The following is a 23,919-nucleotide window of genomic DNA, read 5'->3' as shown; positions in this document are numbered from 1 at the left end:
ACGTTATCGCCCGTCACCGGAGGTTCGTCATGCAGACTTTTTTCGGAATGATCCTGGGCGCACTGCTGCTTGCGGGCGGCGTCTACGTCTATGATTCCATGCAGACCTCGTCGGTCGCCAATGGCGAGGTCGCGACCACCAATCGAACCATCGTGAACTGGGATGTCGCCAAGGCCGATTGGGACACATTGCGCGACCGCGCGCACAAGGACTGGGTCCGGATCTCGTCGAAGTAATATCGCCCCGACCATATGAATGAGGCGCCGTCGCGAACTCCGCGGCGGCGCCTTTGTGTCGACTGCGCTCGAAGAGACGCGTCAGTTCATCTTGGCCTTGCGGGCGTCGGCGATGACCTGCTCGAACTCGGCCATGCTGAGCACGCCGGGCACGCGGTACTTGCCGACGATGAAGGAAGGGGTGCCACGGAAACCGAAAGCTTCGGCCTGCTCGTTGTTGCGCTTGAGAATGGCGTCGATGTCCTTGGCGTGGCCGGTGAGATCGCGCTTCAACCGGTCCATGTCGACGCCGGCGGCCGCGAGCAGCTCGTTGATGCGCGGTTCTGTCAGGCGCGAGCTGACGCCCATCATGGCGTCATGGGCCTGATGGTACTTGTCCTGGAATTTCGCCGCCAGCGCAGTCCGCGCCGCCGTGACCGAAACCGGCCCGAGGATCGGCCAGTCCTTCATCACCAGACGCACCTTGCCATCGTCCTGGACCACCTGGCGCAGCTCGGGCTCGAGCTTGCGGCAATAGGGACAATTGTAGTCGGACCATTCGACGATCGTGATGTTGCCGTCGGGATTGCCTGCGACGGGCGTGTCGGGATCGCGCAACACCTTGGCCTCGGTCAGCACCTCGTCATCGCCGGTTGCAGCGCGCGCCGAGCCCACTGCACCGACTGCCAGAGCACCCGCCCCGATCAGCGCCAACGCGGCGCGCCGCGTCGCAACACCATTATTCCAAAATCCGGTCATATCTCGTCCCGTTCCGGCCCCATCTGCGTACATACGCCCGGGAATCGGCGTTTGTTACCGATCATATAGAGTGTTGCGACGATCGTGTCATCGCACCAATAGTGTCACCGCCAGAGGGACCAGGAACGAGGTCACCAAGGCGTTCAGGCTCATGGCGATGCCGGAAAACACGCCGGCAATCTCGTCGACCTGGAACGCGCGCGCGGTGCCGATGCCGTGCGCGGCAAGGCCGGCGGCAAATCCGCGAGCCCGGTAGTCGGTGATGCCGGTGCGGTTCATCAGCGGCGTCACGATGATGGCGCCCATAATGCCGGTGAGGATGACCGCGACCGCCGCCAGCGAAGGATCGGCATGCAGGGATTCGGCGATGCCCATGGCAACGCCGGCGGTGACTGATTTCGGCGCCAGCGACAGCACCACGTCGCGCGGCAGGCCGGCAAGCTCGGCCAGCAGCACGACCGACACCACCGCGGTGACCGAGCCCGCGACCAACGCCACCAGCATCGGAACGATCGATGACACCACGCGCTTGCGGTTCTCGTAGAGCGGGACCGCAAGCGCGACGGTCGCTGGCCCCAGCAGGAAATGCACGAACTGCGCCCCCGCGAAATAAGTCGTGTAGGAGGTGCCGGTCAACAGCAGGAACGCACCGATGATCCACATCGCGTGCAGCACGGGATTGGCCATCGGATGACGCCGCGTCGCCAGCGAGACCGCGTCCGTCGTTGCATAGACCAGCAGCGTCACGGTCAGCCAGAGCAGCGGCGATTGCGAGAGATAAACCCAGAGCGAGAACGGATTGTCCTTCATCGCGCGTCCTGTTGTTTCAGCAGGCGGCTGACGAGGCGAAAGGTCAGCACGGTCGCAAGCAGCGTGAGGACCACAGACAGCGCGAGCACGAGGATGATGGCGATGCCGTGAGACGCGAGCAGATCGAGCTCCTGCACAACGCCAACGCCGGCCGGCACGAATAACAACGAGAGATGGGCCAGCAGGCCCTTGCTCGCCGTCTCGACACCGTCATTGCGCAACGGCCCCTGCGCGAGCACCGCAAAGCGGTCGCGGGCGAGCAGCAGGACCAGAAGCAGCAGCAGACCGAGTACGGGTCCCGGCAACGGCAGGCCGAGACCACGCACGACGGCTTCGCCGATCAGTTGGCAGAGCAGGATGAGGCCGAGACTTGCAAGCATGACCATTGCATCAAGGGATGCGCCGACACGCTTGTCAATCGCCGCTATCCGTCAGACGTGCGCGGCACGTCCGAGGCCGCAATGCGAGGCAGCATCGCCATCAAGGTCCCGGTCATGGTCGCAATCAGCGTGGTCTTGCCGTCATGTTCGGCAAAGGCCTTGGCCTCGCAGAAGGTCAGCGTGCGGCCGGGCTTGACGACTTCGGCCCTGAAGACGAAGCGGTCGCCCCGCGCCGGTGCAAGCAGCGTGGTCTTGAACTCGACGGTGAGGATGTCAGCCTCACGCGGCATCAGGGTGAAGGCGGCGACGCCGCAGGCATTGTCCAGGCCTGCCGTGATGATGCCGGCGTGGACAAAGCCATTCTGCTGCGTAAAGGCGGACGCGTATGGCATTGCCAGTTCGACCTGGCCCGGCACCAAGGAGACGATCGATATGCCCAGCGTGCGCATCGCCGGCTGGGCGGCGAACATCGCGGTCGCGGCAGTACGGTACTCGGGGATTTTCGGCCCGAATGTGGCCATCGCTCATGCCTCCGCCGGCTCGGAAAGGTGCTTCACGGCGATCTCTCGGATGGCATCGGCGAAGGGAGCGGACTTCCGCAATTGGCGGTCCATGTGCACGCCGGTGATCTCGCACGTCGCTGCGAGTTCGCCGGTCTCGGCATTCGTCATGTCGTGCCGGAAGCGGATCGACTTGTCGCGAAGCTCGAGCAGATGGCTGCGGATCTCGACGATGTCGCCGGCCAGCAGCTCGCCGGTAGGCGATGTTCTGCTGCACGGCGGCCATGCCGCGGCCGGAGCTGCGCAGATAGCTCGGCGTCAGGCCCAGGCGGGCGAACAGATTCCAGTTGGCCTCGTCGAACTTGCCGACATACCACATGATGTTCATGTGCCCGACATGATCGCATTGCCACGGATAGACCGTGCCCCGATAGGTCGCCTCCTGCTCCATCGCACTTCCTCCCGCAATTTCGTCTTTGATCGTTGATACGGTAGCGTATCAAACCCGTGTCGCGCTAGCAATACGGCACCGTATCAAGAATCGGCGGGCTTCCTTCATGAGTGACGGCAAGGGCGACGTCTGGGTCGAGGCCGGCTTTGCCGAACTCGCCCGCGCGGGGGTCGAGGGCGTGCGGGTCGAGGTGCTCGCCAAGAACCTTGGCGTCACCAAGGGCGGCTTCTACCGCCGCTTTGCCGACCGCGCCGCGCTGCTCGATGCCATGCTGGAGGGCTGGCGCGAGGGACGCGTCGCCGCAATCGCGCAGCAGACGAGTCTCGACGGGCAGGAACCCCGTGAGCGATTGAGAGCGGTGATCCAGCTCTATTCCGAGCGCCTCAATCCGGAGGGGATGGCAATCGAGCTCGCGATCCGGCAATGGGCCCGCTCGGACCAGAACGCCGCGGCGGCGGTGGCGAACGTCGACGCTGCGCGGCTCAAGCACGTCAGCGAACTCTATCGCGCGACCGGCCTTGCGGCCGAGGAGGCCGAGGCGCAGGCCTTCTTGTTTTACTGCTTCATCTTCGGCCAGAGCTTGTTGTTCGTCGAGAGCGGTCCGCGCAAGCGGTCGCAGCTCGTGGCGAGATCGGCCGAGAAGCTGCTCGACTAGAGCCTTCCCGTTCCGATGGAATCGGAACGCGGCTCCAGTTTCTTGTTTTGACGCGTTTTCTTGACGCGAACCGCTGTCCACTTCGCTCGAAAACGCTCCAGGCGAAATGGCCGGAGCGCTGCTCCGGCCATCGCACCAATTCGACGCTCAGGCGGCGCCCTTCAGCTTCTTGGTGCATTCGCTGTAATAGCCGCCGCCCTTCTGGATCCACTTCAAGCCGCCATTGCCGTTGGTTGCCTTGTTGGCATTGTACTGGTCGACACAGGTGTGCAGCCGCGCCTTGCCGGGGGTCTCCTTGGCATATTTCGGATCGACTGCGTTCGGATAGACCGCCGGTCCGGCCGGCAGGGCCGGCGCGGCGGCGGGGGCCGCCCCCTTCGCCTGCTTCGGCTCGGCAGGAGCGGCTGGCGCAGCCGGAGCAGCTGCGGTCGGAGCAGCGGCGGGCGTCGCATCGGCACCGCACTGGGCCTTGCGGAAGTCATTCCACTTCATCGTCCCTAGCGAGCCGTCCTTCTTGGCGGCCTGGTATTTCGCGCTGCATTCCTGCGCAGTCAGTGCCTGAGCGGGCGCGCTCGCCAGCAATGCCGCGACACCGGACGCTGCAATCGCGCACAACAATCTCGTCTGAATGATCATCCCTGGGTCTCCTGCTTGGTCTTCCGACGGAAGTGAAACGAACATTGCTATCCTAGCGTGTCGGCCGCTTGCGACAAGGATGCGATCGCCATCGCCGTTAAAATATAGTGGTCCCGTCGCTCAACTCATTCATGTCGCGTTCAGCAATGCAGGCCGACCGTCCAGCCCTTCGTCATTCTTCCAAGCAGAGTGCAACACATGACCTTCACGTCTCGCCTCGCCGTCGTCGCCCTCGCCTCCCTGCTCGCCACCGGCACCGCCTTCGCACAGACCGCAGCGCCGGCAGCCAAGACCGAGACAAGGACCGAAACAAAGACCGATGCCGCTGCCACCGCCGACAAGAAGGCGCCGAAGGAGCGTTCGGCCGAGTCGCTCGAATGCTCCAAGCAGGCGGACGCCAAGGGATTGAAGGGCAAGGAGCGCAGAAAGTTTCGCCGTGAGTGCAAGAAGGAGGCGAAGTCCGGCAGCGTCGCTCCTGCCGTTCCTGCCGCCCCCGCATCAGACAAGAAGTAAGTCCGTCACGATCCTCCGCGAGCATTCGCGAGAGGCGCGCGCATTGCGGCATGACGAGCCTGCAATTGTGCGCCACCCGCCGATTTGCGATAAGGTGGTGTGAAGCAGATCACCGCCTCCCTGACGTTCGAATGGCCGAGCCGTGCCAGCATATTGAGCACGGTGGAGACGCTCGTCATCGGCACCGCCGGCGGCCTGGTGTTTCTCGTCGCGAACCTTCCCGGCGGGCTGATCTCGGGTTCGATGATCGCGGTCGGGATCGCAGCAATCGCCGGCCGCCAGCTGACGCTGCCGCCGATCCTGACCCAGACCGTGCTGGTGTTGCTTGGCATTTCGCTGGGCTCGGTGGTCTCGCGCCATTTGCTTCAGCAGGTCGGCGCCTATCCCCTCACCATCGGGCTGCTTGCGCTCGCCACCTTCTGCTCGACGTTCGGCTCGAGCTATTACCTCCAGCGCATCCACGGCTGGGACCGCACCTCGGCCTTCCTGGCCGGCAGCCCCGGCGCGCTGTCGCAGATCACCATCCTGGCGGTCGAGCGCGGCGCCGACCTGCCGGGCATTGCGGTGGTGCAGACCATGCGCGTCATCATCCTGACCGCCGCGCTGCCGATGGTGCTGGCGATTGCAGGCGTGGCGTCCTCCGCCGCGCCGTCCCTGACGACGACGATCGCCTCGCCGCTCGACCTCCTTGAACTGGCCGCGGCCTCGCTGGCCGCGGCGCTGGTGTTGCGGCTGATCAAGTTTCCGGCGAGCTGGATGTTCGGCGCGATGATCGCCTCCAGCGTGCTGCACGGCGCGGGGTGGGTCGAGGGCGGCCTGCCGGACTGGGTGCGCGGCGTGGCGCTGGTCGGCATCGGCGCACTGATCGGCAGCCGGTTCGCACGGATGCGAATCAGGACGCTCGCCGGCCACCTCAGCGCGGCACTCGGCTCGTTTGCCGTGGCCATCGCCGTCTCCGCCATCTTCGTCGGCATCGTGGCGCTGACCACACAGGTGAAATTCTCCGACGTTGTCGTCGCCTTCGCGCCGGGCGCGATGGATGCGATGCTGGCCCTGGCGCTGACATTGCACATCGACCCGATCTTCGTCGGCGCCCATCACTTGTCGCGTTTCGTCTTCGTGACGATCGCAACGCCGGGCATCGTGCATCTGTTCGGGCGTACGCAGGACGATGTGGATGACTAGGCCTTAGCGCTTCGTGGTCCGCACAAATCCCCACGCGGCGATCGCGGCCATCAGCAGCGAGATCAGCACGTTGTAGCCGGCGAGCGAGAGGCCGAGGAAGCGCCACTGCACCTCGTCGCAGCGCACCACCTTCACGGTGTCGAGCTTCGACAGCAGATCAGCAGCGCTGCCGAGATTGACGACGGGACCGGAGCAATCGGTCGGCCCTTTCCAGAAGCCCCATTCGACGCCGGAATGGTAGGCGCCGAGGCCGGCATTGGCGAGCGTCGCCAGCGCGAGGATCGCGAGCCCCGCCAGCAGCAGCGGCCGCGGCGCGCCGCTTCGAGCCGAAATCGCCGTAAGCGCACCGAGCGGAATCGCGAGGTAATAGGCGTAGCGCTGCTCCAGGCACAATGGACAGGGCAGGATCTCCAGCACGAGCTGGAAGAACCAGGCGCCGGCGATCGTGACGGTGGCGATCAGCGTGACGAGAACCGAGGCGGTCAGCGCAGGGCCCGTGCCGGCCGGCTTGAACGCAGGTATCGCGGCACTCTGGGTGGTCACGGCAGCCTCTTTCGCATCTCTCGCGCCCCAAGCCTGTAGCCCCGGCCCATGCGGCTGTCGAGAACGGCCGGGATCACTTTGGCGCGGGTTGACCCCGCTTTGTCCATGGCTATAGTCCGCCGGCTTCGCGACGCTCCCTCATGGGCCGACCGAGGGCCCCTGTGGCGGAACTGGTAGACGCGCTCGACTCAAAATCGAGTTCCGCAAGGAGTGCTGGTTCGATTCCGGCCAGGGGCACCAGCCTTCGCTGCTTCGCAGCTACGGCTAGGCGAACCACGCACAGCTCCATCCGGGCGAAGCGGCGAAGGCTTGAGCCTCCCCTAAATCAGTGGACACCTATAGCTTAGGATAGTGAGAGGTGTCAGATGGCGAAACGGCAGCGGCGGACTTATTCGGACGAGTACAAGCGGCAGGCAGTTGATCTGGTTTTGTCGAGCGGCCGTTCGGCGAAGTCGGTGTCGAAGGAGCTTGGGCTCGATGGCTCGGTGCTGAGCCGATGGGTGGCCGAGCAGGGCACGGCGAGAACCGACGGCAGCGCCGAGGCCCCCACACGGCAAGCGGCGGTGCCGTCGGCGGACCAGGCGGACGTGATTGCGCGGTTGCAGCGGGAGAACGAACAGTTGCGGATGGAGCGCGACATTTTAAAAAAGTCGATCGCGATCTTTGCTGGACCCCGGACATGAGGTTCCGCTTCATCGAAGATCGCCGCGTGGACTATCCGGTCAAGATCATGTGCCGTGTGCTCGGCGTCTCGCCGGCGGGCTACTACGCTTGGCGATCCCGCCCGGAAAGCCCTCGGGTCGTGGCCTTTGACGAGGCTCCGCTGCCGGTCGACGTCGCCGATCGCGCTTACCGACGCCTGCTGACGCTGGTTGGCAGCCTCGATCCGCACGGAAACGCCGACCGCCGCCTCGCCGACATCAACCGCGTGGCGACCTGCGACTTGTGGCGCTGACTGGCAGGATGGGCGGGCACACGTCAATTTTCAAGCAACAGGACAGGCCCGTACGGCCTCGCGACGCATCACGCCCGAGCCTTGTGCTTCTCTGGACGCCCCTTCGTTGGAAAGGGCGCAGGGAAGACCGGGCGCCGGCTGGCACCCCGCGGTCCGCTGTGCGCAGATTGCGCGAAGACGAATGCACAGCGGCATACAGGGCAGCCTGGACATCCCGGCCTTCCCTGCGCAGTGGTTTGACGGCTTATGGCGCGCTCTCCCCGGGGAGCGATGCACTATTGCCCCCGTCGCCTTGCGAATAGCTGATGCGCGCGCCCGGTCGGGCGGCACGCACCACCGCAAGCCTTGACGCACAGACCCGGGCGCCAGGACCACACGCTTTTGCCGTACGCGAATCGCACCGGTCGTGTGCGCGCCGCTCAACCGCTCACGGGCCAAGCCCGCCCTGCGATTGCGTGCGCGCCGATGCGCTCCACGCCCACCGCCACCCGGCCCGCGCAACGTGACGATCGCGAAACGCGCCTATTCTTGGGCCGGGGTGAGCAACACATACGATATTTCCGAATTTCGGTCAATAAGAACTTCTAAGTCACGATGCAGCGAGCGTTCGGACAGACCTCGTTCCGGCTGAGAATCATCTTCTGCAGCCCGATGGCTTCATTCTTGACCCGCGTGTCTCCGCATCGTCATTGCGAACGCAGCGACGCAATCCAGGAATGCATCCGCGGAGATAGTCTGGATTGCTTCGTCTCAAGAGCTCCTCGCAATGACGAGGAGGAGAAATTGCGCGTCCGACTGCCGTGCCGACGCGGAGACGCCCAGGAGCGAAGTGGCACCTGCTGCTCGAGCGTCGAACTGTCGATGGGGAATAGATACCGTACCGCCGCGAGGCATTCGACTTCTCACGGCCGCTCCCTATATCCTCTCGCAAACGATGGATGCAGCGGACAGCTTTGATGGCCAGGCGACGCACGACGGACAGGGACGCCGACGACCTTCCCCGCTATTTCGTCTGGGTTCGAGGGCTCGAAGGACCCGAGCCGCAGAAATGGACCGCGATGGATTTCGGCATCGACGAGTGGAAGCGACCGCTCGTGCTGGCCTATCTGGAGCTGCCGGAAGACGAACGGGCCCTCTCGCTGTCAGTACTGGCCCGGCGCTATCCGCCGCCGCGGGTGGATCTTTCGTGAGCGGGGCTAAGGTGTGTACTCACAAACGTCGGCTCTGCAAGGCAGAGCGAAAGTCACCAGCTTGAGCGTAATCGGCGGCTTGTGACCCAAAGCAGAAGTCGGCCTCCACATAGATCAATTATCGAACCAACACCTAATCGGCTCGCTTCCTACAATTAGCTCGGACAGAGCGGATGGGAAGGAGCGCTGAAATGCAAGCTCTCTTTGGCACTTCCGTTCAAGCAAGTACGCAAAGGATATCGCTAAGACGATCGATGCAACGCCGGCAAAATAAGGCCACCGTTCGCCGCTCATGGCACTCCGTAGCAGGAGGGTTGGCAATCATCCCCCGGGCTTGGTTCTAGAAATGTACCGCTTTCATACTGCCTCCGGGCGGCCTCGTCAGATGTGAATTGGTTCACGTCCCGGCAAACGTTTTGCTCGTCCGTTCGCTCAACCTGAGTGGTCTCTTCTGGGACGGCCGCAAGTGGCCCCAAGCGGCCGACCCCGACCTTCGACAGGAGGCCATCTAATCGGGGTGTAGCGAACCCGATATGCGCGAACTGACGCCTTCCTGACGTGACCCGAAGCCGCCATCGTTCGGTTCGAGGGCATCAGTCAACGCAAATCAATGCTTCGAAAGGAAACCCAACGTGACCTTGTTAAAGACGTCTGCATTCTGTCTCTGCATACCGTGCCCTGCATTTGGTATCACCACCGTTGCAGGAAACTCCCGGCACTTGCGCATTTCATTGTAAAAAAACTCGAATTTCTTTGGACTCTTGTCCCCCGTCATGAACAGCACTGGAAAATCAAATTTCTTGACGTCGGCGCACGTGCTGATCGGACGGTCTTTGTCCCCCAAAGCCGTGTAAATATTTGCCAGAAACATCTGCTTCGTAGGTTCGGGAAACTTTTGTCATGTGCCAGGGCCATTCAACATATCAACGAAGACCTCCGCAGCTTTGGCTGGTTCTCCTGCTTTCAGGTCTTCCCGCAGGGTCCCAATCACCTTTTTTGTGAAATCTCCGGCTGCTTTGCCCTCGGCAGTCTCAGGCACCAACATCTCGATGCTGCCATCCGGCAGCACCAGTGTTCGAATGACGTCGGCGTGCGATTTCGCTACCTCGACTGCAACCGCGCCACCCCGCGAATGCCCGATCAGATGCACCTTTCCGAGCTTCAATTTCTCGATCAGCGCTGCAACATCCTGCGCGTGCTGTTCGATCGAAAAATCGGTGCCAGCGCCATCCCAGCGTTCCGGGTAAAAGTGCCTTAGACTAACCGCGACTACCCTGTAAGATGCGCTAAAAACTCTGAATTGGGCGTCCCAAATCCGGTAATCGGCCGTTGACCCGTGCACCAGAACAATGGACGTACCCTCGCCCGCGTCCCGGTAAGCCATGGGATATCCGTTGATTGCTTCCCATTTCAGTTCCGGGGGAATCGGCCAGTGGGGCTTGACCTCTTGTGCCCACAGCTGCGCGCTGGTGCACACGGCAAATAGAAACGACACCGACACCACGACGCGGCGCATTTGAAATCCCTCCTCAGGCAGATCTCCGAGAGGATCAGGCTTGCCGCAAGCATTGCCCTAAAGGCGCATGGTAGCAAGCCATAAACCCCAGGGCGCATGGCTTCCTTGACTCAACAGAGTCCGCATTTGGCCCAGCTCGGACATCTGGTGAGATGCCTTAATGGGCCGGTATCAGAGGCAGAGCGGACCGCATACGCGCCCCGAGTGCCGCGCGGACCATGAGCACGCGCTCCAGCCTGGGCGCGACGCTACGACTGTCCATCCGCGCCTGGCGCCGGACCGAGCTATCGCCGCCCCCATGATTATGGGTGTCGCGGCATCCGCGCTACGGTTAAACTTGGCTCGCGCCGCGGGGGACACGCGGGTCGCGGGACGATGATCATGACCGAACAGGGCGAGACGGGTGAAGCCATCACCATCCTCCTCGTCGAGGACGATGCGCCGACCTGCTGGCGGCTCCAGGACGCGCTGGTCAAGGCCGGTTACGAGGTGCGTAGCGCCGGCACGCTTGCGGAGGCGCGGCAGGCCCTGAGCGTCGGCGCGCCGTGCGTGCTGCTGACCGATTTGCGGCTGCCCGACGGCCACGGCGTCGAGCTGATCCGCGAGACCCGGCAGCGCTTTCCGGACACCGAGATCATGGTGATCTCCGCGCTCGGTGACGAGGAGAGCGTGATCTCCGCGATTACGGTCGGCGCCACCGGCTATCTGCTGAAGGACGCCTTCCCCACCGACATCGCCACCACGGTGCGCGATCTGGTCGCGGGACATTCGCCGATCTCGGCCTCGATCGCCCGCTTCATCGTGCGCAGGACGCAGGGTGCCGCACAGAATTCGGCGGAGCCGCCGCGCGGGCCCGCGCTCAACACGGCCAGGCTGACCCCGCGCGAGATCGACATCCTGTGGGGCATCGCGAAGGGCTTCAGCTATGCCGAGATCGCGAGCCATCTCGGCCTGTCCAAGCAGACCGTGCCCGGCCACATCAAGAACATCTACCGCAAGCTCGAAGTGCACACGCGCAGCGAGGCGGTGTTCGAGGCGGTGCAGCAGGGCCTGATCAAGCTGTGAGCGAGATCGCGGCCAAAGCACCTAGGGAGGCACCGGCCAAACCCGCGCGGCACCGGCTGCTGGCCTCGCGCCTCGTGCCCTATCTGCTGTTGCAGACGCTGATCGTGATCGCCACCATTCTCGGCTTGCGGCTGCTCCAGCCGAGCGACCCCGAGGATTTTGCGCTCAGCGGATTCGCGCTGCGGGAGGACGGGCTGACACGCGCCGTGGCGCTGCCGCATTTCACATCGTCGCGCTACGCCCTGGCCGACCCGCCGTTCTACACCGGCGCCTTCACCTTCCGGGGCGGCGAGGCGGCCTCGGGCTGGTCGGTGTTCCTGCCGCGCTTCAGCAACGCGGTGGAGGTCGCCGTCAACGGCGTCGTCGTGCTCGACTCCCGGCGCGACGCCAACGCCAACCGGCCCGACCGCAACACGCCGCAGATCGCACTCATTCCCACTTCGCTGCTGCGCGAGGGCGGCAATGAGATCACGGTACGGCTGTTCGTGTGGGGACCGCTCAAGGGCTTTCTCGACACCGTCTATGTGGGCCCGGACGCCGCCCTGCGCCCGGCCTATGAGACACGCACGCTGCTGTTCGTCACGCTGCCGGTGGTATTCTCCGCCTGGCAGGCGATCCTGGCCGTCATCCTTGCGATCATGTGGCTGATGCGGCGTCACGAGCCGGTCTATGGCGTGCTGGCCGCAGCGATGGTGCTCGGCGTGGTGCAGGCATTCGCGCCGCCGCCGGTGCCGCCGGCCACCGTATCCCGGCTCGCCGCGGTGCTGCTGGCGTCCGCGCCGATCGAGAGCGCGCTGATCGTCGTGTTCGGCGTGCTGTTCTTCGGCTGGCGCTGGCCGCGCTACGGCACGCTGCTGTTCGTGCCCGGCGTCGTCGTGTTCGTGGTCGGGCTGATCGGGGGCCCGCCGCTGCCGCGCATTCTCTTCCTGGTGCTCGGCATTCCCACCGTCGGGCTCTGCCTGTTCCTGATGGCCTGCGTCACGGCGACCGCCGTGGTGCGGCGGCAGGACGCGGCGAGCTTCACGATCGGCTGCGCGGTGACCATCGTGCTGGTCTGCTGGATCCAGGACATGCTCACCGTGCTCGAGATCGCGACCAACGATCGCATCTTCGTCTCGCGCCTGTCCTATTCGGCGATGCTGGTCGCGATCGGTGCCGGGCTGACCTGGCGCTTTGCCCGCGCGTTGAACCAGGTCGACAGCTTTGCCGGCCAGCTCGTGACACGGGTGCGCGAAGCCGAGGAACGGCTGAAGGCGAGCTTCGCCCGCGAGGAGGAGCGCGCCCGCGCCGCCGCGCTCGCCAACGAGCGCACGCGCCTGATGCGGGACCTGCATGACGGCCTCGGCGGCCAGCTCGTGAGCATCGTCGCATTGTCCGAGCGCGGCAGTGAGGGCGCGACCATCACGGATGCGGCCCGCGCGGCGCTGAAGGATCTGCGCCTCGTCATCGACTCCATGGACGACATCGGCGGCGACCTGATGCTCGCGCTCGGCTCCTGGCGCGAGCGCGCCACGGCCCAGTTGCGGCCGCACGACATCGCGCTCGACTGGCGCGTGGCGACGCCGCAGGGCCTGCCGCTGCATCCCGAGCTCAGGCCATGGCACGTCATCCAGATCGTGCGCATCCTCGACGAGGCCGTGACCAACGCGGTCAAGCACGCACAGGCCCGCCACGTCGCGGTCACCATCGAGACGCATGACGGTCCCCAGGGTCCCTACGGCTTGATCAGCGTCACGGATGACGGGAGCGGCTTTGCGCTGGCCGGCAATTGCGAGGCCGCGGGCGCGGGACAGACCGCGCGGGGCCTGCGCAACATGAGAAGCCGCGCCGCGCGCTGCGGCGCGGTGCTCGACCTGAGCTCGGATACCTCGGGCACACGCGTGCGGCTGCAATTGCCGCAGCGTTTTCCCGACAGCGACATGGCTGCGGGCTGAAAGGCCCCCTCCCCGAACGTGTGGGGCGCACGGAGAGAGGGCACGGGCCGGATAATTTACCTGCGGAGGACGGGGGGTTCGTCCGCAGGCTCCGTTGGCCCGAAGCGATGCAATCAAATCAACCGAATGGAATATCAGCGCACGCCGACCCGATTCACCGGGCCGCCGCGATTCATCGGCGTTCCCGCGCGCACGCCGACGCCGGGCGCGCCGACACCGGGGGTCGCGACGGCAGCCCGCGCGACCGGCGCTCCCACCACCACGGCGCCGGTCGGCCGCACCACGCAACCCTTGGGCACCCCGACGGTCTTGCAATAGACCACCGCCTGCGCCGGGCTCGTGCCCAGCGACACCATCGCCGCGCCCGCCAGGGCCATGATCGTCAGCCCGGCGCTCAGCGCTCCAGCTCTCTTCGACATCTTGCTCTCCTGCTTCCCGTTCGGCGTCCCGATGCAATCACCGGGTTTCGCAGCCGAGGTGAAGCCTGAATGGCAAAAGTCGGCGCGCGGATACATGCCATGAAGATGGGGGTCCCGCGGCCGGGAGGATCGGCCGGTGCCATGAACATGGCATGGACCCGCGCCGGGACTTCGCGAGATGGTCCGGCCGCGTGATCCCGGTCGGGACCAACGACGATTCCAAAGAGGTGCTTTATGAAGATTTCGGTTCTTGCCGCGCTGCTGCTCGCTGCTGCCGCCCTGCCGGCTGCCGCGCAGTCCGGCTCATCGATCCAGGAGCAAATGGCCTGCCGCGGCGACGCGAGCAAATTCTGCGCCGAACATATCGGCAAGCCGCCGCAGATGAATGCCTGCCTGCGCGAGAACAAGTCGAAACTCTCGGACTCCTGCCGCAAGGTCGTTGAATCGCGCGGAGGCTAGTCATTCGTCCTTCTCCACCTTGGAGAAGGCAGTGAGGGCGGCGCTCTGCCGCCCTCGCGAGAGACCGCTTCGGCATTGGGAGAGGCCTCGCCGCACGCCTCGTCCTTCGAGCCGAGGGAGGAGCCTTCAACTGAAGGCGCCGCTACTCCTGCATCATCTCGCCGCTGCCGCCGAACTCGGCGGGAAAGTCCTTCAGCTTGGGCAGGCCGTCGCGCATCGGCAGCACGGTCTCGGCATAGTTGACGTGGACGCCGGGCGCGAACGCGAGCGTCGGGATGGTGGCGGCGAAGACGTCGACCAGACCGAGCGGCGGATGGTTGGTCATGAGATGGCCGCCGCACTTCCTGCAATATTTGCGCTGGCTCAGCGGCGTCTTGACGAAGGTCTCGACATTCTGAGCGCCTTCGGTGATGCGCACCGCTTCGGGCTTCCAGAGGCTGAAGGCGTTGACCGGACCGCCCGACCAGGAGCGGCAGGAGCGGCAATGGCAATAGCCCATCGCCTCCGGTGCACCCGTGACCTCGACCGTGACCGCGCCACAGAAGCAGTTTCCGACATATTTCATTTGGGCGTCTCCGTTTTCAGAAGGATCGATGTCGCGCGTCCTCCTTTCGGTGGACGCGCGGAACGAGGCTCAGACTATACTGACCGGCGCCAAGGAATAAGCATGGAGACGCGTTGCCTGTACTGCCGGTACTCGTCGCCGAAGAGATCGATGAGATCGCTCTCCTCCAGCGCGATGCCAACGAAGATGTAGAGCGTGGTCACGGCCGCGAACAGCAGATGGCCCGCGGTCATGGTCGGCGCCGCCCAGAACGCGATGATGAAACCGAGATAGATCGCGGATGGCGGACGAACTTGTAGAGCAGCGGCGTCTTGAAGCGGGGCGGCGCCGTCTCCTTGCCGACGAGATGGTTGGCGACCTGGTGCAAGCCGAACAATTCGAAATGGTTGATGATGAAGGTCGAGGTGAACACCAGCACCCAGCCGGCGAAGGACAGCGTGACCAGCGTCACGGCAAGATCCGGATCCTCGACATTCCATACGACCGACGGCAGCGGGCGCCACTGCCAGAACAGGAGCAGCAATGACAGGCTCGCGAACAGCACATAGGTCGAGCGCTCAACCGGCTTGGGCACCAATTGCGTCCACCAGGCCTTGAACTGCTTGCGTGCCATCACGCTGTGCTGGAGGGCGAACAGCGTCATCAGGAGGAGATTGATGATGAGGGCCTCGACCGTCGGCGTGTCGCTTCCGGTGTCGATGGTCTTGGGCACCATCACCCCCATGACGAAGCCGATCGCGTAGAGAATGGTGACGAAAAACACGAGGTATGCCGCAATTCCGTACAGAAAGGCGATGAACTTGAAGATGCGAGAGCCCGTCACCTCCGGGCCGATGGAATGAACCTGTTGATCAATTTGGGTCATGAAATGCTCCGTTGTGCCGAGACGTCGACACTGTTTGGTCGTCGCACCATGCCGGATCGGAGGTCTCGGGACGTTCGCGGACGGTTGATTTTCGCCTGAGACGACTTTGATTTTTGCTTGAGACGACGGAAACGTGCGATTTCGCTTTGAAAACAACGTGATCGACGGCGACCTGCGGGAGCTCACTTGCGACGGGGCAGCCGTTCCATTGCAGCCGCAAGTGTTCGATCTCTTGCTGTATCTGGTCACGCAACGCGGGCGTGTGGTCAGCAAGGATGACCTGATCAGCCACATCTGGAGCGACCGCATCGTCTCGGGTTCCGCCCTGAACAGCCGGATCAACGCCGTGCGCAAGGCGATTGGCGACGACGGCGCGACCCAGCGGCTGATCAAGACCATTCCGCGCAAGGGCTTTCGCTTCGTCGGTGAGGTCCGGGAAGAAGCGGCAGCATCCCCCGCGCGCGCGGGAACCGTGCCCACTCCCTCGCGCGTGGCGGACCGCCCGGCGATCGCGGTGCTCGCCTTCGAAAACATGAGCGGCGATCCCGCGCAGGACTATTTCGGCGACGGGATCAGCGAAGACATCCTCACCGCGCTGTCGAAGCAGCGCTGGTTCATGGTGATCGCCCGCAACTCGTCCTTCACCTACAAGCGGCGCCCAGTCCACGTCAGGCAGATCGCCGAGGAGCTCGGCGTCCGCTACATCGTCGAAGGCAGCGTGCGCAAGGCGGACAGCCGGGTGCGCATCACCGCGCAGCTCAACGACGCCGTATCAGGAAGTCAACTCTGGGCCGAGCGCTATGACCGCGAGCTCGTCGACGTCTTCGCCGTGCAGGACGAGATCACCAACGCGATCGCCGCGGCGATTGAGCCGCAGATCCACGCGGCGGAGAATTTTCGCGCCCATCGCAAGCCGCCGGCGAGCCTGGACGCCTGGGACCTCTTGATGCGCGCGCTGTCGCATTACTGGCGCGTGACCCGGCAGGATCACGGCGCCGCACGGGCACTGCTCGAGCGCGCGATTGCAATCGATCCGAATTACGGCCAGGCGCTGTCGGTGCTGGCCGTGAACGATATGTTCGGCGTGCATCTCGGCTGGGCCGAGCTGGCCGCGGTTGCACCCGTCGCGGAAGCCGCCGCGCTCGCCGCGGTACGCTGCGACCATGAGGACGCCTGGGCGCATGCCGCGCTCGGCAGCGTCTGCTTCTCGACACGCAGGCTCGCGGATGCGCTGTCCGAGTTCGAGCAGGCGCTCGCACTCAATCCGAACTTCTCGTTGGCGCAGGGCTATTACGCCCTGGCGCTGTCCTATGCCGGACGTTCCCAGGATTCGTTCGAGGCCGCGCAACGGGCGATCCGGCTGTCGCCGCGCGATCCGTCGCTGGCGATCTACCACGGCATCGCCGCCTATGCGCGCTTCACCGAGCGGCATTATGACGAGGCCATCGCGCTGGCGCGCGAGGCGATCCGCCATCGCGGCGACCTCACCGGCGCCTACCGCGTGCTCGCGGTCTCCGCCGGCATGACGGGCGACGGATCGCTTGCGGAGATGGCGCTCAGCGAGCTCCGTCGCACCCAACCGGGCATCTCGCTGCACTGGATCGCGACGCAACTGCCGTGGGCCAATGACGGGGATCGCGAACACTATCTGGAGGGATTTCGGCGGGCGGGGTTGCTGTGACAGTTCTTACCCTCCCCTGGAGGGTAGGCGCTACGTTCTCTTCCGGCGCAGGTGGACGATGACGTCGAGCCGCGCGATCTCGTGGCCGGGAAGCGCCTCGGGCACTTTTGTGAAGGCCAGGCCGTTGGTAACGTCGACCAGCATATCCTCGCCTTCGAGATAAAAGTGCGGATGCACGGACGTGTCAGTGTCGAAGAACGACTTGATGCCGTCGGCCGCGATCCGGCGCAGCAGGCCGGCTTCGGTGAACTGGTTCAGCGTGTTGTAGACGGTCGCGAGCGACAGATACGCGTCCGTCGCCATCGCCTCTTCGTAGAGGCTCTCCGCGGTGACGTGACGATGGCCGCCCAGGAACAGCAATTGGCCCAGCGCCAGGCGCTGGCGCGTCGGACGCAGGCCGGCATTGTTCAGCAATTGCAGGCAGTGCTGCACGCCCGCCGCCGACGAGAGATCGAGGCCGGCGGCATCAGGTCCGCTATCGTCACCCGCAGGGATAGTCGTGGCCTGAATGTCCATCGATCGTCTCACAGCTCAAGGAAACGGGACGCACAGTGCCGCGTCCCGCCAGTTGCCATTCGATCGCAAAAGCCGCGGCTCGGCTTTGATCCGGATCAAATTCGCAGCGATCCGCCCCTGACCGATCCGGGGGGGCGCGGCTCTTTCCGAGGACGATATTTCGTACCGCGGACAAATTGAAGGAAGCTGCTTGCGGAGCTGCAGCGGGCAGTCGGGCGCAGAATGACGGCCTGATGCTTTTGGTCGCAGGCGCAGGCTTGTGCAATCACGACCGGCATTGCCGCGAGGCCGCCTGGTCGCCCGGCGCGAGCCAGCCTGACGTCGCAGAGGGGCCCGCGGCAGAAACAGGACGCGCTGTACATTTTTTGTGCGAACACTGTCGAGACTTTCATCTTGCGGCGCCGAACGAGACTGTGTGAGCCTCGATATCGGATGGGGACTGGGATGGGCCGACCGTCGCTTTGCGCGCCAGGACGTTGCGAAGCGTTCACGGCTGGCCTCGCTTGAGAAAGATACGACATGTCAAAACGAGTGTTGCTTGGTCTTCTCCTGGCTTGCGGCCTCACGGCCCCGGCGCTGGCGCAAGCGCCGAAAACAGGAGGCACGATCAATGCCGTGATCCAGCCCGAGCCACCCGGCCTGATGCTTGCGCAGATCCAGAACGGTCCGACCCAGATGGTGTCGGGCAACATCTTCGAAGGCCTGCTGCGCTACAGCCCCAAGCTCGAGCCGCAGCCGGAGCTTGCCGAGAGCTGGAGCGTCAGCGAGGATGCCAAGACCTACACCTTCAAGCTCAAGAAGGGCGTGACCTGGCATGACGGCAAGCCTTTCACCGCCGCCGACGTTCTGTTTTCGATCGAGATGCTGAAGCAGACCCACGCGCGCGCCCGCAACAATCTCGCGCAGGTCGAGAAGGTCGAGGCGCCCGACGATCACACGGTGGTGTTCACGCTGAAACAGCCGTTCGGCCCGTTCCTCGGCATCTTCGAGGTCGGCTCGATGCCGATGGTGCCGAAGCATCTCTATGAAGGCACAGACTGGAAGACCAATCCCTACAACAATGCCCCTGTAGGCACCGGTCCCTTCATGTTCAAGGAATGGCAGAAGGGCTCGTTCATCCGCCTGGTCAAGAACCCGAACTACCACGAGAAGGGCAAGCCCTATCTCGACGAGATCTACTGGCAGGTCATTCCCGACGCCGCGGCGCGCTCGGTGGCGTACGAGACCGGCAAGGTCGACGTGCTGCCCGGCGGTTCGGTCGAAAATTTCGACGTTCCGCGGCTGTCCAAGCTGAAGGACACCTGCGTCACCGGCGCCGGCTGGGAGTTCTTCTCGCCACTGGCCTGGCTGTGGCTGAACAACCGCCAGGGGCCGCTCGCGGACAAGCGGGTGCGGCAGGCGATCATGTACGCGATCGACCGCGACTTCGCCAAGGACGTGATCTGGAACGGGCTCGGCAAGGTCGCGACCGGCCCGTCAGCCTCGACCATCAAGTACTACACCGACGACGTGAAGAAATATCCGTACGATCCGGCCAAGGCCAAGGCGCTGCTGAAGGAAGCCGGCTACAAGGGCGAGAAGATCCGCATGCAGCCGCTCGCCTATGGCGAGACCTGGCAGCGCTGGGGTGAAGCGGTGAAGCAGAACCTCCAGGACGTCGGCATGACCATCGAGACGATCGCCACCGACGTTGCCGGCGGCAACCAGAAGATCGCCGACTGGGACTACGACATCGCCTTCACCTACCTATACCAGTACGGCGATCCCGCGCTCGGGGTGGGGCGCAACTACGTCTCCAGCGCCATCGCCAAGGGCCAGGTGTTCAACAACGTCGAGGGCTATTCCAACCCGGAGATCGACAAGCTGTTCGCCGAAGGCGCGATTGCGACACCGGATTCCAAGCGCAAGGAGATCTACGAGAAGGCGCAGAAGATCCTGGTCGAGGACGTGCCGGTGGCCTGGATGCTCGAGCTGCAATTCCCGACCATCATGCGCTGCAAGGTCAAGAACCTGATCACCACGGGGATCGGGGTCAATGACGGCTTCAAGGACGCATGGCTCGACAAGTGACGAAGTGCATGCGACACCGCGATGAAATCTCACTCGCGGCGTCGCGCTCCAGGGTACGAGCTGATTCACGATGAAATCATATCGAGACGCTGAGGCATCGGCGGTGCCCGCCTCTCCCATAGGGACAGGTCGGATCGCATCGTCAGATGAGGTCCGGGTGAGGGGTTGCACTCCCTCGTGGGGCCAGATCCCCCTCACCCGCGCCTTCGGCGCGACCTCTCCCCGTCGGGAAGAGGTCTTCCTCGCGGCGAGACCGCCTCAATCAACCGGCATACGAGTCTAGATGCTCTCCTTCGTTGCTCAGCGTGTCGTGAAGGGCGTGATCGTCCTGCTTGCGATCGTCGTCCTCAATTTCTTCCTGATTCGCCTCGCGCCCGGCGACCCCGCGGTGGTGATGGCGGGCGAGGCTGGCGCCAGCGATCAGGTCTTCGTCAAGCAGCTCAAGGAGAAGTTCGGGCTCGACAAGCCGTTGCCCGAACAGCTCTTCATTTACGTCAAGGGCGTCGTGACGCTCGACCTCGGCTTCTCCTTCCGCCAGCAGGCCCCGGTCGCGAAGCTGATCGGCGAGCGGCTGCCGGCGACGCTGCTGCTGACACTGACCGCCTTCGCGATCTCGCTCGCGCTCGGCATCCTGTTCGGCACCTTCCGCGGCGCGCTTTGCCGGCACCTTCCTCGACACCGGCATCACCGTGTTCGCGCTGATCTTCTACGCCATGCCGATCTTCTGGGTGGCACTGATGGGCATCCTGCTGTTCTCGGTCACCTTCGACTGGCTGCCGAGCTTCGGCTACGACACGGTCGGCGGCAATTATACGGGCCTTGCCCATGCGATCGACGTCGGCAAACACCTGATCATGCCGGCAATGACCCTCGGCCTGTTCTTCATGGCGACCTATACCCGTATGACGCGCGCCTCGATGCTGGAGGTGAAACGCCTCGACTTCGTCAAGACCGCGCGTGCAAAGGGTCTCTCCGACGCCGTGATCCAGCGCCGACACGTGCTGCGCAACGCGCTGCTTCCCGTCGTGACGCTTGCCGGCGTCCATTCGGGCACGCTGATCGGCGGCGCCGTCATCACCGAGACCGTGTTCGCCTGGCCGGGCATCGGGCGCCTGATGTACGACGCGCTGCTGCAGCGCGACTACAATCTGCTGCTCGGCGTCTTCGTGATCTGCTCCGCCATGGTGCTGATCTTCAACCTCATCACCGACCTGGTCTACCGGCTGGTCGACCCACGCATCGAATTCGCCTCATGAAACAGTTCTGGAAATCGATGTTGAGAAGCCCAAGCGGCGTCATCGGGCTCATCATCCTGCTGCTTGCGATCTCCGTCGCGGTGTTCGGACCAATGCTGTTCCCGAATTCGCCATGGCGCATGGTGCAGCGGCCGTTCCTGCCGCCCTTCACGCTTTCGACCGTGCCGCTCGGCACCGATGCGCTCGGCCGCGACGTGTTCGCCGGCATGATCTTCGGCGCCCGCGTCTCGCTGCTGGTCGGTCTCGTCTCCACGCTGGTCGCACTGATCGTCGGCGTCCCGATCGGCGCCATGGCCGGCTATTTCGGCGGCAAGGTCGACGACGCCTTGATGCGATTCACCGAGTTCTTCCAGACCATTCCGAGCTTCGCGCTCGCGATCGTTCTGGTCGCGATCCTGCAGCCCTCGATCTATTCAATCGTGGCCTCGATCGCGGTGGTGAGCTGGCCGCCGGTGGCCCGCCTCGTCCGCGGCGAGGTGCTGTCGCTGCGTACGCGCGAATATGTTCAGGCCGCGGTTGTAACCGGCCAGAGCAACAGCTGGATCATCCTGCGCGAGATCCTGCCGAACGCGTTGTCGCCTGTGATCGTGCTGGCCTCGCTGATGGTGGCGACCGCCATCCTCCTGGAATCCTCGCTGTCGTTCCTCGGCCTCGGCGATCCCAATCTGATCTCCTGGGGCTACATGGTCGGCGCCGGCCGCACCGTGATCCGGCAGGCCTGGTGGATCACGGTGTTCCCCGGCGTCGCCATCCTGATCTCGGTGCTCGGGCTCAACCTGATCGGCGAAGGCCTCAACGACGCGCTCAATCCGCGCCTGTCGCGGGAGGGCCGCTGATGATGACCGCCCCGCCCGCCGTCTCCATCAGGAACCTGCGAATCGCGCTGCCCAAGGGCGCCGAGCGTCCGTTCGCGGTCGACGGCGTCTCGCTGGATTTGCGGCCCGGCAGGATCGTCTGCGTGGTCGGCGAGTCCGGCTCCGGCAAGTCGATGTGCGCGCATGCGCTGATGGGCCTGTTGCCGGACACCGTGTCGGTCGCCTCCGGCGAGATCCAGTTCGAAGGCCGCGACCTGCTCAAGTTAGATGACGACGGCTGGCGCGATCTGCGCGGTCGCCGGCTGGCGATGATCTTCCAGGAGCCGATGACCGCGCTCAATCCGTTGATGCGGATCGGCGACCAGATGGCGGAGATGTTCGAGGCGCACGGCCTGCTCACGCCGAAAGAGCGCCGCGCAAAAGCACTCGCTCTGGCACGCGAGGTCGGCCTGCCCGACCCCGAGCGAATCGTGCGCGCCTACCCGCATCAGCTCTCCGGCGGCCAGCGCCAGCGCGCCATGATCGCGATGGCGCTCGCGCTCGAGCCCGCGGTTCTGGTTGCGGACGAGCCGACGACCGCGCTCGACGTCACCACGCAGGCCCAGATCCTCAAGCTGATCCGCAATCTCCAGCGCAACCGCAACATGGCGGTGATGTTCATCACGCACGATTTCGGCGTGGTCGCCGACATCGCCGACCAGGTCGTGGTGCTCAGGCACGGCAAGGTCGTCGAGGAAGGCCCCGCCTCTGCCGTCTTCAACGAGCCGCAGCACGACTACACCAAGGCATTGCTTGCCGCCGTACCGTCGATCGATCCGCCGCCGCGAAAGCCTCTCGACGACCAGGCCCGGGCTGTCGAGGTGATCGGGCTGGACAAGACCTATGTCACCTCGGGCGGCTGGTTCCGCGAGGACCGCCGCGTCGATGCGGCGCGCGCGGTCAACTTCAACATCCTCAAGGGCGAGACGCTCGGCCTTGTCGGCGAATCCGGCTCCGGCAAATCGTCCGTGGCACGCCTCGTGATGCGGCTGATCGAGGCCGATCGCGGCACGGTGCGGATCGGCGAGACCGACCTGACCTCGCTTTCAGGCAAGGCGCTGCGCGCCGAGCGTCATCGCATCCAGATGATCTTCCAGGATCCGTTCGCCTCGCTCAATCCGCGCCGCAAGGTCGGTCACATCATCGCCGACGGTCCGATCGCGGCCGGCATTGATCCAGAGGTCGCCTTCGACCGCGCCCGCGATCTCCTCAAGATGGTCGGCCTGGACGCCGGCGCCCTCGAGCGCTATCCGCACGAGTTCTCCGGCGGCCAGCGCCAGCGCATCGGTATTGCGCGAGCGCTTGCGCTCGAGCCGGAGATCATCGTCGCCGACGAGGCCGTCTCCGCGCTCGACGTCTCGGTCCAGGCGCAGGTATTGAAGCTGCTCGAAGACCTCAAGGCGCGCCTCGGTCTGTCGATGCTGTTCATCACCCACGACTTACGCGTCGCAGCCCAGATCTGCGACCGCATCGCGGTGATGCAACGCGGTGCCATCGTCGAACTGAAGCCGACCGCGCAGCTATTCGCCGCGCCCGAGCATGCCTATACGCGCGAGTTGCTCGCGGCGGTGCCGGGACGGAAGGAGCAAGCGCCGGCGGCCTGAGGGGCTGGTCGGGCGGATTCACCGGATTTCGAGATCGTTCCAAAAACTTGCACGCCGCAAGAGGCGAAACATATTCGATCCAGCAGCATTTGCTTCGTGAGACTTTCCTTGCTGACGAGCGCAAGGACGGGCCGACACCGGCATTCCTCGCCGGGTGCCGAAGCTGCGCAACTGAGATGAAGCGGTGGACGGCCTTGCAACCCAGCGCGTGAGAAACACCGGGCCGTTGGGATGCCGCAGTGCGGTCACGCGCTTTTTATTCGGTCGTGACTGCGGCGCCGCTTCAAGGTCGAAGGCGGCACCATAGATGTTCATTGAATGAT

26 protein-coding genes, 1 tRNA gene and 3 pseudogenes are annotated in these 23,919 nt (G+C 64.5%); 16 read left to right on the top strand and 14 right to left on the bottom strand.

The window, feature by feature from the left end; genetic code table 11:
• Nucleotides 1–29: 29 nt before the first annotated feature.
• Nucleotides 30–236 (top strand): hypothetical protein, encoded by a 207-nt coding sequence (locus tag ABIG06_RS15445; RefSeq protein WP_124161335.1) that lies wholly within the window; start codon nucleotides 30–32, stop codon nucleotides 234–236.
• 81 nt (nucleotides 237–317) lie between these two features.
• Here ABIG06_RS15445 and ABIG06_RS15440 read toward each other — a convergent pair whose 3' ends face one another.
• The 5 genes and pseudogenes from ABIG06_RS15440 to ABIG06_RS15420 all read right to left on the bottom strand — a co-directional run bounded on the left by ABIG06_RS15440 (nucleotide 318) and on the right by ABIG06_RS15420 (nucleotide 3,115).
• Nucleotides 318–974, bottom strand: coding sequence for a DsbA family protein (locus tag ABIG06_RS15440; protein ID WP_370137691.1), 657 nt, complete (start codon nucleotides 972–974; stop codon nucleotides 318–320).
• 87 nt (nucleotides 975–1,061) lie between these two features.
• Complete coding sequence (locus ABIG06_RS15435) at nucleotides 1,062–1,784, bottom strand: LrgB family protein (RefSeq protein ID WP_124161333.1); 723 nt, start codon at nucleotides 1,782–1,784, stop codon at nucleotides 1,062–1,064.
• Nucleotides 1,781–2,164, bottom strand: a complete 384-nt coding sequence (locus tag ABIG06_RS15430; protein WP_124161332.1) for a CidA/LrgA family protein — start codon at nucleotides 2,162–2,164, stop codon at nucleotides 1,781–1,783. The genes ABIG06_RS15435 and ABIG06_RS15430 overlap by 4 nt, the downstream gene beginning before the upstream one ends.
• Nucleotides 2,165–2,208: 44 nt before the next feature.
• A complete protein-coding gene (locus ABIG06_RS15425) occupies nucleotides 2,209–2,685 on the bottom strand; it encodes a PaaI family thioesterase (RefSeq protein ID WP_124161331.1) in 477 nt (158 codons plus the stop codon).
• 3 nt (nucleotides 2,686–2,688) lie between these two features.
• Nucleotides 2,689–3,115 (bottom strand): annotated as a pseudogene (locus tag ABIG06_RS15420) (acyl-CoA thioesterase).
• Nucleotides 3,116–3,221: 106 nt separating this feature from the next.
• On the opposite strand from ABIG06_RS15420, the gene ABIG06_RS15415 reads away from it, so the two are divergent.
• A complete protein-coding gene (locus ABIG06_RS15415; RefSeq protein WP_370137688.1) occupies nucleotides 3,222–3,770 on the top strand; it encodes a TetR/AcrR family transcriptional regulator in 549 nt (182 codons plus the stop codon).
• 147 nt (nucleotides 3,771–3,917) lie between these two features.
• Here ABIG06_RS15415 and ABIG06_RS15410 read toward each other — a convergent pair whose 3' ends face one another.
• Nucleotides 3,918–4,406 carry a hypothetical protein gene (locus tag ABIG06_RS15410; protein WP_124161328.1) on the bottom strand — a complete coding sequence of 163 codons (489 nt, stop codon included), beginning with the start codon at nucleotides 4,404–4,406 and terminating at the stop codon, nucleotides 3,918–3,920.
• A gap of 198 nt (nucleotides 4,407–4,604) precedes the next feature.
• Here ABIG06_RS15410 and ABIG06_RS15405 point away from each other — a divergent pair, with 198 nt between their 5' ends.
• Entirely contained in the window at nucleotides 4,605–4,919 is a 315-nt protein-coding gene (locus ABIG06_RS15405; RefSeq protein WP_370137685.1) for a PsiF family protein, read from the top strand.
• 99 nt (nucleotides 4,920–5,018) lie between these two features.
• The gene (locus ABIG06_RS15400) at nucleotides 5,019–6,104 is read left to right on the top strand and encodes an AbrB family transcriptional regulator (protein ID WP_370137684.1); all 1,086 of its coding nucleotides are present in this window, start codon (nucleotides 5,019–5,021) and stop codon (nucleotides 6,102–6,104) included.
• Between the two features lie 3 nt (nucleotides 6,105–6,107).
• Here ABIG06_RS15400 and ABIG06_RS15395 read toward each other — a convergent pair whose 3' ends face one another.
• The gene (locus ABIG06_RS15395; RefSeq protein WP_370137682.1) at nucleotides 6,108–6,647 is read right to left on the bottom strand and encodes a disulfide bond formation protein B; all 540 of its coding nucleotides are present in this window, start codon (nucleotides 6,645–6,647) and stop codon (nucleotides 6,108–6,110) included.
• A 155-nt stretch (nucleotides 6,648–6,802) separates the two neighbouring features.
• Between ABIG06_RS15395 and ABIG06_RS15390 the strand changes: the two genes are divergently transcribed.
• From ABIG06_RS15390 to ABIG06_RS15375, 4 genes are all read left to right on the top strand, one after another.
• A tRNA-Leu gene (locus ABIG06_RS15390) sits at nucleotides 6,803–6,887 on the top strand.
• 125 nt (nucleotides 6,888–7,012) lie between these two features.
• Entirely contained in the window at nucleotides 7,013–7,330 is a 318-nt protein-coding gene (locus tag ABIG06_RS15385; protein ID WP_370137679.1) for a transposase, read from the top strand.
• On the top strand, nucleotides 7,327–7,602 hold the full coding sequence (locus ABIG06_RS15380; RefSeq protein WP_370137677.1) for a hypothetical protein: 276 nt from the start codon (nucleotides 7,327–7,329) through the stop codon (nucleotides 7,600–7,602). Before ABIG06_RS15385 ends, ABIG06_RS15380 begins: the two co-directional genes overlap by 4 nt.
• A gap of 956 nt (nucleotides 7,603–8,558) precedes the next feature.
• Nucleotides 8,559–8,792: a hypothetical protein gene (locus ABIG06_RS15375; protein WP_370137676.1), complete on the top strand. Its 234-nt coding sequence runs from the start codon at nucleotides 8,559–8,561 to the stop codon at nucleotides 8,790–8,792.
• 607 nt (nucleotides 8,793–9,399) lie between these two features.
• On the opposite strand, the gene ABIG06_RS15370 is transcribed toward ABIG06_RS15375, so the two are convergent.
• Together ABIG06_RS15370 and ABIG06_RS15365 are read right to left on the bottom strand one after the other, a co-directional pair.
• The gene (locus ABIG06_RS15370) at nucleotides 9,400–9,663 is read right to left on the bottom strand and encodes an alpha/beta fold hydrolase (protein ID WP_370137674.1); all 264 of its coding nucleotides are present in this window, start codon (nucleotides 9,661–9,663) and stop codon (nucleotides 9,400–9,402) included.
• A gap of 27 nt (nucleotides 9,664–9,690) precedes the next feature.
• Complete coding sequence (locus ABIG06_RS15365) at nucleotides 9,691–10,308, bottom strand: alpha/beta fold hydrolase (RefSeq protein WP_370137671.1); 618 nt, start codon at nucleotides 10,306–10,308, stop codon at nucleotides 9,691–9,693.
• Nucleotides 10,309–10,689: 381 nt separating this feature from the next.
• On the opposite strand from ABIG06_RS15365, the gene ABIG06_RS15360 reads away from it, so the two are divergent.
• Nucleotides 10,690–11,373 (top strand): response regulator, encoded by a 684-nt coding sequence (locus tag ABIG06_RS15360; RefSeq protein ID WP_370137670.1) that lies wholly within the window; start codon nucleotides 10,690–10,692, stop codon nucleotides 11,371–11,373.
• The gene (locus tag ABIG06_RS15355; protein WP_424578309.1) at nucleotides 11,370–13,307 is read left to right on the top strand and encodes a sensor histidine kinase; all 1,938 of its coding nucleotides are present in this window, start codon (nucleotides 11,370–11,372) and stop codon (nucleotides 13,305–13,307) included. Before ABIG06_RS15360 ends, ABIG06_RS15355 begins: the two co-directional genes overlap by 4 nt.
• A 134-nt stretch (nucleotides 13,308–13,441) precedes the next feature.
• Here the strand turns inward: ABIG06_RS15355 and ABIG06_RS15350 are convergent, their stop codons facing one another.
• Nucleotides 13,442–13,726 (bottom strand): hypothetical protein, encoded by a 285-nt coding sequence (locus ABIG06_RS15350; RefSeq protein WP_124161319.1) that lies wholly within the window; start codon nucleotides 13,724–13,726, stop codon nucleotides 13,442–13,444.
• 234 nt (nucleotides 13,727–13,960) lie between these two features.
• On the opposite strand from ABIG06_RS15350, the gene ABIG06_RS15345 reads away from it, so the two are divergent.
• Nucleotides 13,961–14,185, top strand: coding sequence for a hypothetical protein (locus tag ABIG06_RS15345; RefSeq protein ID WP_370137668.1), 225 nt, complete (start codon nucleotides 13,961–13,963; stop codon nucleotides 14,183–14,185).
• Nucleotides 14,186–14,327: 142 nt separating this feature from the next.
• Here the strand turns inward: ABIG06_RS15345 and ABIG06_RS15340 are convergent, their stop codons facing one another.
• Nucleotides 14,328–14,750 carry a GFA family protein gene (locus ABIG06_RS15340; RefSeq protein WP_370137665.1) on the bottom strand — a complete coding sequence of 141 codons (423 nt, stop codon included), beginning with the start codon at nucleotides 14,748–14,750 and terminating at the stop codon, nucleotides 14,328–14,330.
• Between the two features lie 74 nt (nucleotides 14,751–14,824).
• Nucleotides 14,825–15,615: pseudogene (gene mddA / locus ABIG06_RS15335) on the bottom strand (methanethiol S-methyltransferase).
• A gap of 133 nt (nucleotides 15,616–15,748) precedes the next feature.
• Here mddA and ABIG06_RS15330 point away from each other — a divergent pair.
• Entirely contained in the window at nucleotides 15,749–17,296 is a 1,548-nt protein-coding gene (locus tag ABIG06_RS15330; protein ID WP_370137662.1) for a winged helix-turn-helix domain-containing protein, read from the top strand.
• Between the two features lie 30 nt (nucleotides 17,297–17,326).
• On the opposite strand, the gene irr is transcribed toward ABIG06_RS15330, so the two are convergent.
• Nucleotides 17,327–17,812 (bottom strand): Fur family transcriptional regulator Irr, encoded by a 486-nt coding sequence (irr, locus tag ABIG06_RS15325; RefSeq protein ID WP_370137659.1) that lies wholly within the window; start codon nucleotides 17,810–17,812, stop codon nucleotides 17,327–17,329.
• A gap of 519 nt (nucleotides 17,813–18,331) precedes the next feature.
• Between irr and ABIG06_RS15320 the strand changes: the two genes are divergently transcribed.
• From ABIG06_RS15320 to ABIG06_RS15305, 4 genes and pseudogenes are all read left to right on the top strand, one after another.
• Nucleotides 18,332–19,882: an ABC transporter substrate-binding protein gene (locus tag ABIG06_RS15320; protein WP_124161313.1), complete on the top strand. Its 1,551-nt coding sequence runs from the start codon at nucleotides 18,332–18,334 to the stop codon at nucleotides 19,880–19,882.
• A gap of 283 nt (nucleotides 19,883–20,165) precedes the next feature.
• Nucleotides 20,166–21,138, top strand: a pseudogene (locus tag ABIG06_RS15315) (ABC transporter permease).
• Complete coding sequence (locus tag ABIG06_RS15310; RefSeq protein WP_124161311.1) at nucleotides 21,135–21,974, top strand: ABC transporter permease; 840 nt, start codon at nucleotides 21,135–21,137, stop codon at nucleotides 21,972–21,974. The pseudogene ABIG06_RS15315 and the gene ABIG06_RS15310 overlap by 4 nt, the downstream one beginning before the upstream one ends.
• A 2-nt stretch (nucleotides 21,975–21,976) precedes the next feature.
• A complete protein-coding gene (locus ABIG06_RS15305; protein WP_199751692.1) occupies nucleotides 21,977–23,596 on the top strand; it encodes an ABC transporter ATP-binding protein in 1,620 nt (539 codons plus the stop codon).
• Between the two features lie 18 nt (nucleotides 23,597–23,614).
• Here ABIG06_RS15305 and ABIG06_RS15300 read toward each other — a convergent pair whose 3' ends face one another.
• Nucleotides 23,615–23,911: a hypothetical protein gene (locus ABIG06_RS15300; RefSeq protein WP_124161309.1), complete on the bottom strand. Its 297-nt coding sequence runs from the start codon at nucleotides 23,909–23,911 to the stop codon at nucleotides 23,615–23,617.
• Nucleotides 23,912–23,919: the final 8 nt, after the last annotated feature.

This window comes from Bradyrhizobium sp. USDA 326, assembly GCF_049739485.1.
Classification (GTDB): Bacteria; Pseudomonadota; Alphaproteobacteria; order Rhizobiales; family Xanthobacteraceae; genus Bradyrhizobium.
The sequence above is the reverse complement of the archived record's forward strand: the minus strand, read 5'-3'. Positions and strand labels throughout refer to the sequence as shown.

Excerpts from the sequence above, each read along its gene's own strand:
- ABIG06_RS15310 (WP_124161311.1), top strand. The coding sequence starts at position 21,135 with ATGAAACAGTTCTGGAAATCGATGTTGAGAAGCCCAAGCGGCGTCATC.
- ABIG06_RS15340 (WP_370137665.1), bottom strand. The coding sequence starts at position 14,750 with ATGAAATATGTCGGAAACTGCTTCTGTGGCGCGGTCACGGTCGAGGTC.
- ABIG06_RS15385 (WP_370137679.1), top strand. The coding sequence starts at position 7,013 with ATGGCGAAACGGCAGCGGCGGACTTATTCGGACGAGTACAAGCGGCAG.
- ABIG06_RS15375 (WP_370137676.1), top strand. The coding sequence starts at position 8,559 with ATGGCCAGGCGACGCACGACGGACAGGGACGCCGACGACCTTCCCCGC.
- ABIG06_RS15365 (WP_370137671.1), bottom strand. The coding sequence starts at position 10,308 with ATGCGCCGCGTCGTGGTGTCGGTGTCGTTTCTATTTGCCGTGTGCACC.
- ABIG06_RS15345 (WP_370137668.1), top strand. The coding sequence starts at position 13,961 with ATGAAGATTTCGGTTCTTGCCGCGCTGCTGCTCGCTGCTGCCGCCCTG.
- ABIG06_RS15380 (WP_370137677.1), top strand. The coding sequence starts at position 7,327 with ATGAGGTTCCGCTTCATCGAAGATCGCCGCGTGGACTATCCGGTCAAG.
- ABIG06_RS15430 (WP_124161332.1), bottom strand. The coding sequence starts at position 2,164 with ATGCTTGCAAGTCTCGGCCTCATCCTGCTCTGCCAACTGATCGGCGAA.
- ABIG06_RS15445 (WP_124161335.1), top strand. The coding sequence starts at position 30 with ATGCAGACTTTTTTCGGAATGATCCTGGGCGCACTGCTGCTTGCGGGC.
- ABIG06_RS15360 (WP_370137670.1), top strand. The coding sequence starts at position 10,690 with ATGACCGAACAGGGCGAGACGGGTGAAGCCATCACCATCCTCCTCGTC.
- ABIG06_RS15370 (WP_370137674.1), bottom strand. The coding sequence starts at position 9,663 with ATGTTTCTGGCAAATATTTACACGGCTTTGGGGGACAAAGACCGTCCG.
- ABIG06_RS15405 (WP_370137685.1), top strand. The coding sequence starts at position 4,605 with ATGACCTTCACGTCTCGCCTCGCCGTCGTCGCCCTCGCCTCCCTGCTC.
- ABIG06_RS15440 (WP_370137691.1), bottom strand. The coding sequence starts at position 974 with ATGACCGGATTTTGGAATAATGGTGTTGCGACGCGGCGCGCCGCGTTG.
- ABIG06_RS15425 (WP_124161331.1), bottom strand. The coding sequence starts at position 2,685 with ATGGCCACATTCGGGCCGAAAATCCCCGAGTACCGTACTGCCGCGACC.
- irr (WP_370137659.1), bottom strand. The coding sequence starts at position 17,812 with ATGGACATTCAGGCCACGACTATCCCTGCGGGTGACGATAGCGGACCT.
- ABIG06_RS15320 (WP_124161313.1), top strand. The coding sequence starts at position 18,332 with ATGTCAAAACGAGTGTTGCTTGGTCTTCTCCTGGCTTGCGGCCTCACG.
- ABIG06_RS15300 (WP_124161309.1), bottom strand. The coding sequence starts at position 23,911 with ATGAACATCTATGGTGCCGCCTTCGACCTTGAAGCGGCGCCGCAGTCA.
- ABIG06_RS15305 (WP_199751692.1), top strand. The coding sequence starts at position 21,977 with ATGACCGCCCCGCCCGCCGTCTCCATCAGGAACCTGCGAATCGCGCTG.
- ABIG06_RS15435 (WP_124161333.1), bottom strand. The coding sequence starts at position 1,784 with ATGAAGGACAATCCGTTCTCGCTCTGGGTTTATCTCTCGCAATCGCCG.
- ABIG06_RS15415 (WP_370137688.1), top strand. The coding sequence starts at position 3,222 with ATGAGTGACGGCAAGGGCGACGTCTGGGTCGAGGCCGGCTTTGCCGAA.
- ABIG06_RS15410 (WP_124161328.1), bottom strand. The coding sequence starts at position 4,406 with ATGATCATTCAGACGAGATTGTTGTGCGCGATTGCAGCGTCCGGTGTC.
- ABIG06_RS15350 (WP_124161319.1), bottom strand. The coding sequence starts at position 13,726 with ATGTCGAAGAGAGCTGGAGCGCTGAGCGCCGGGCTGACGATCATGGCC.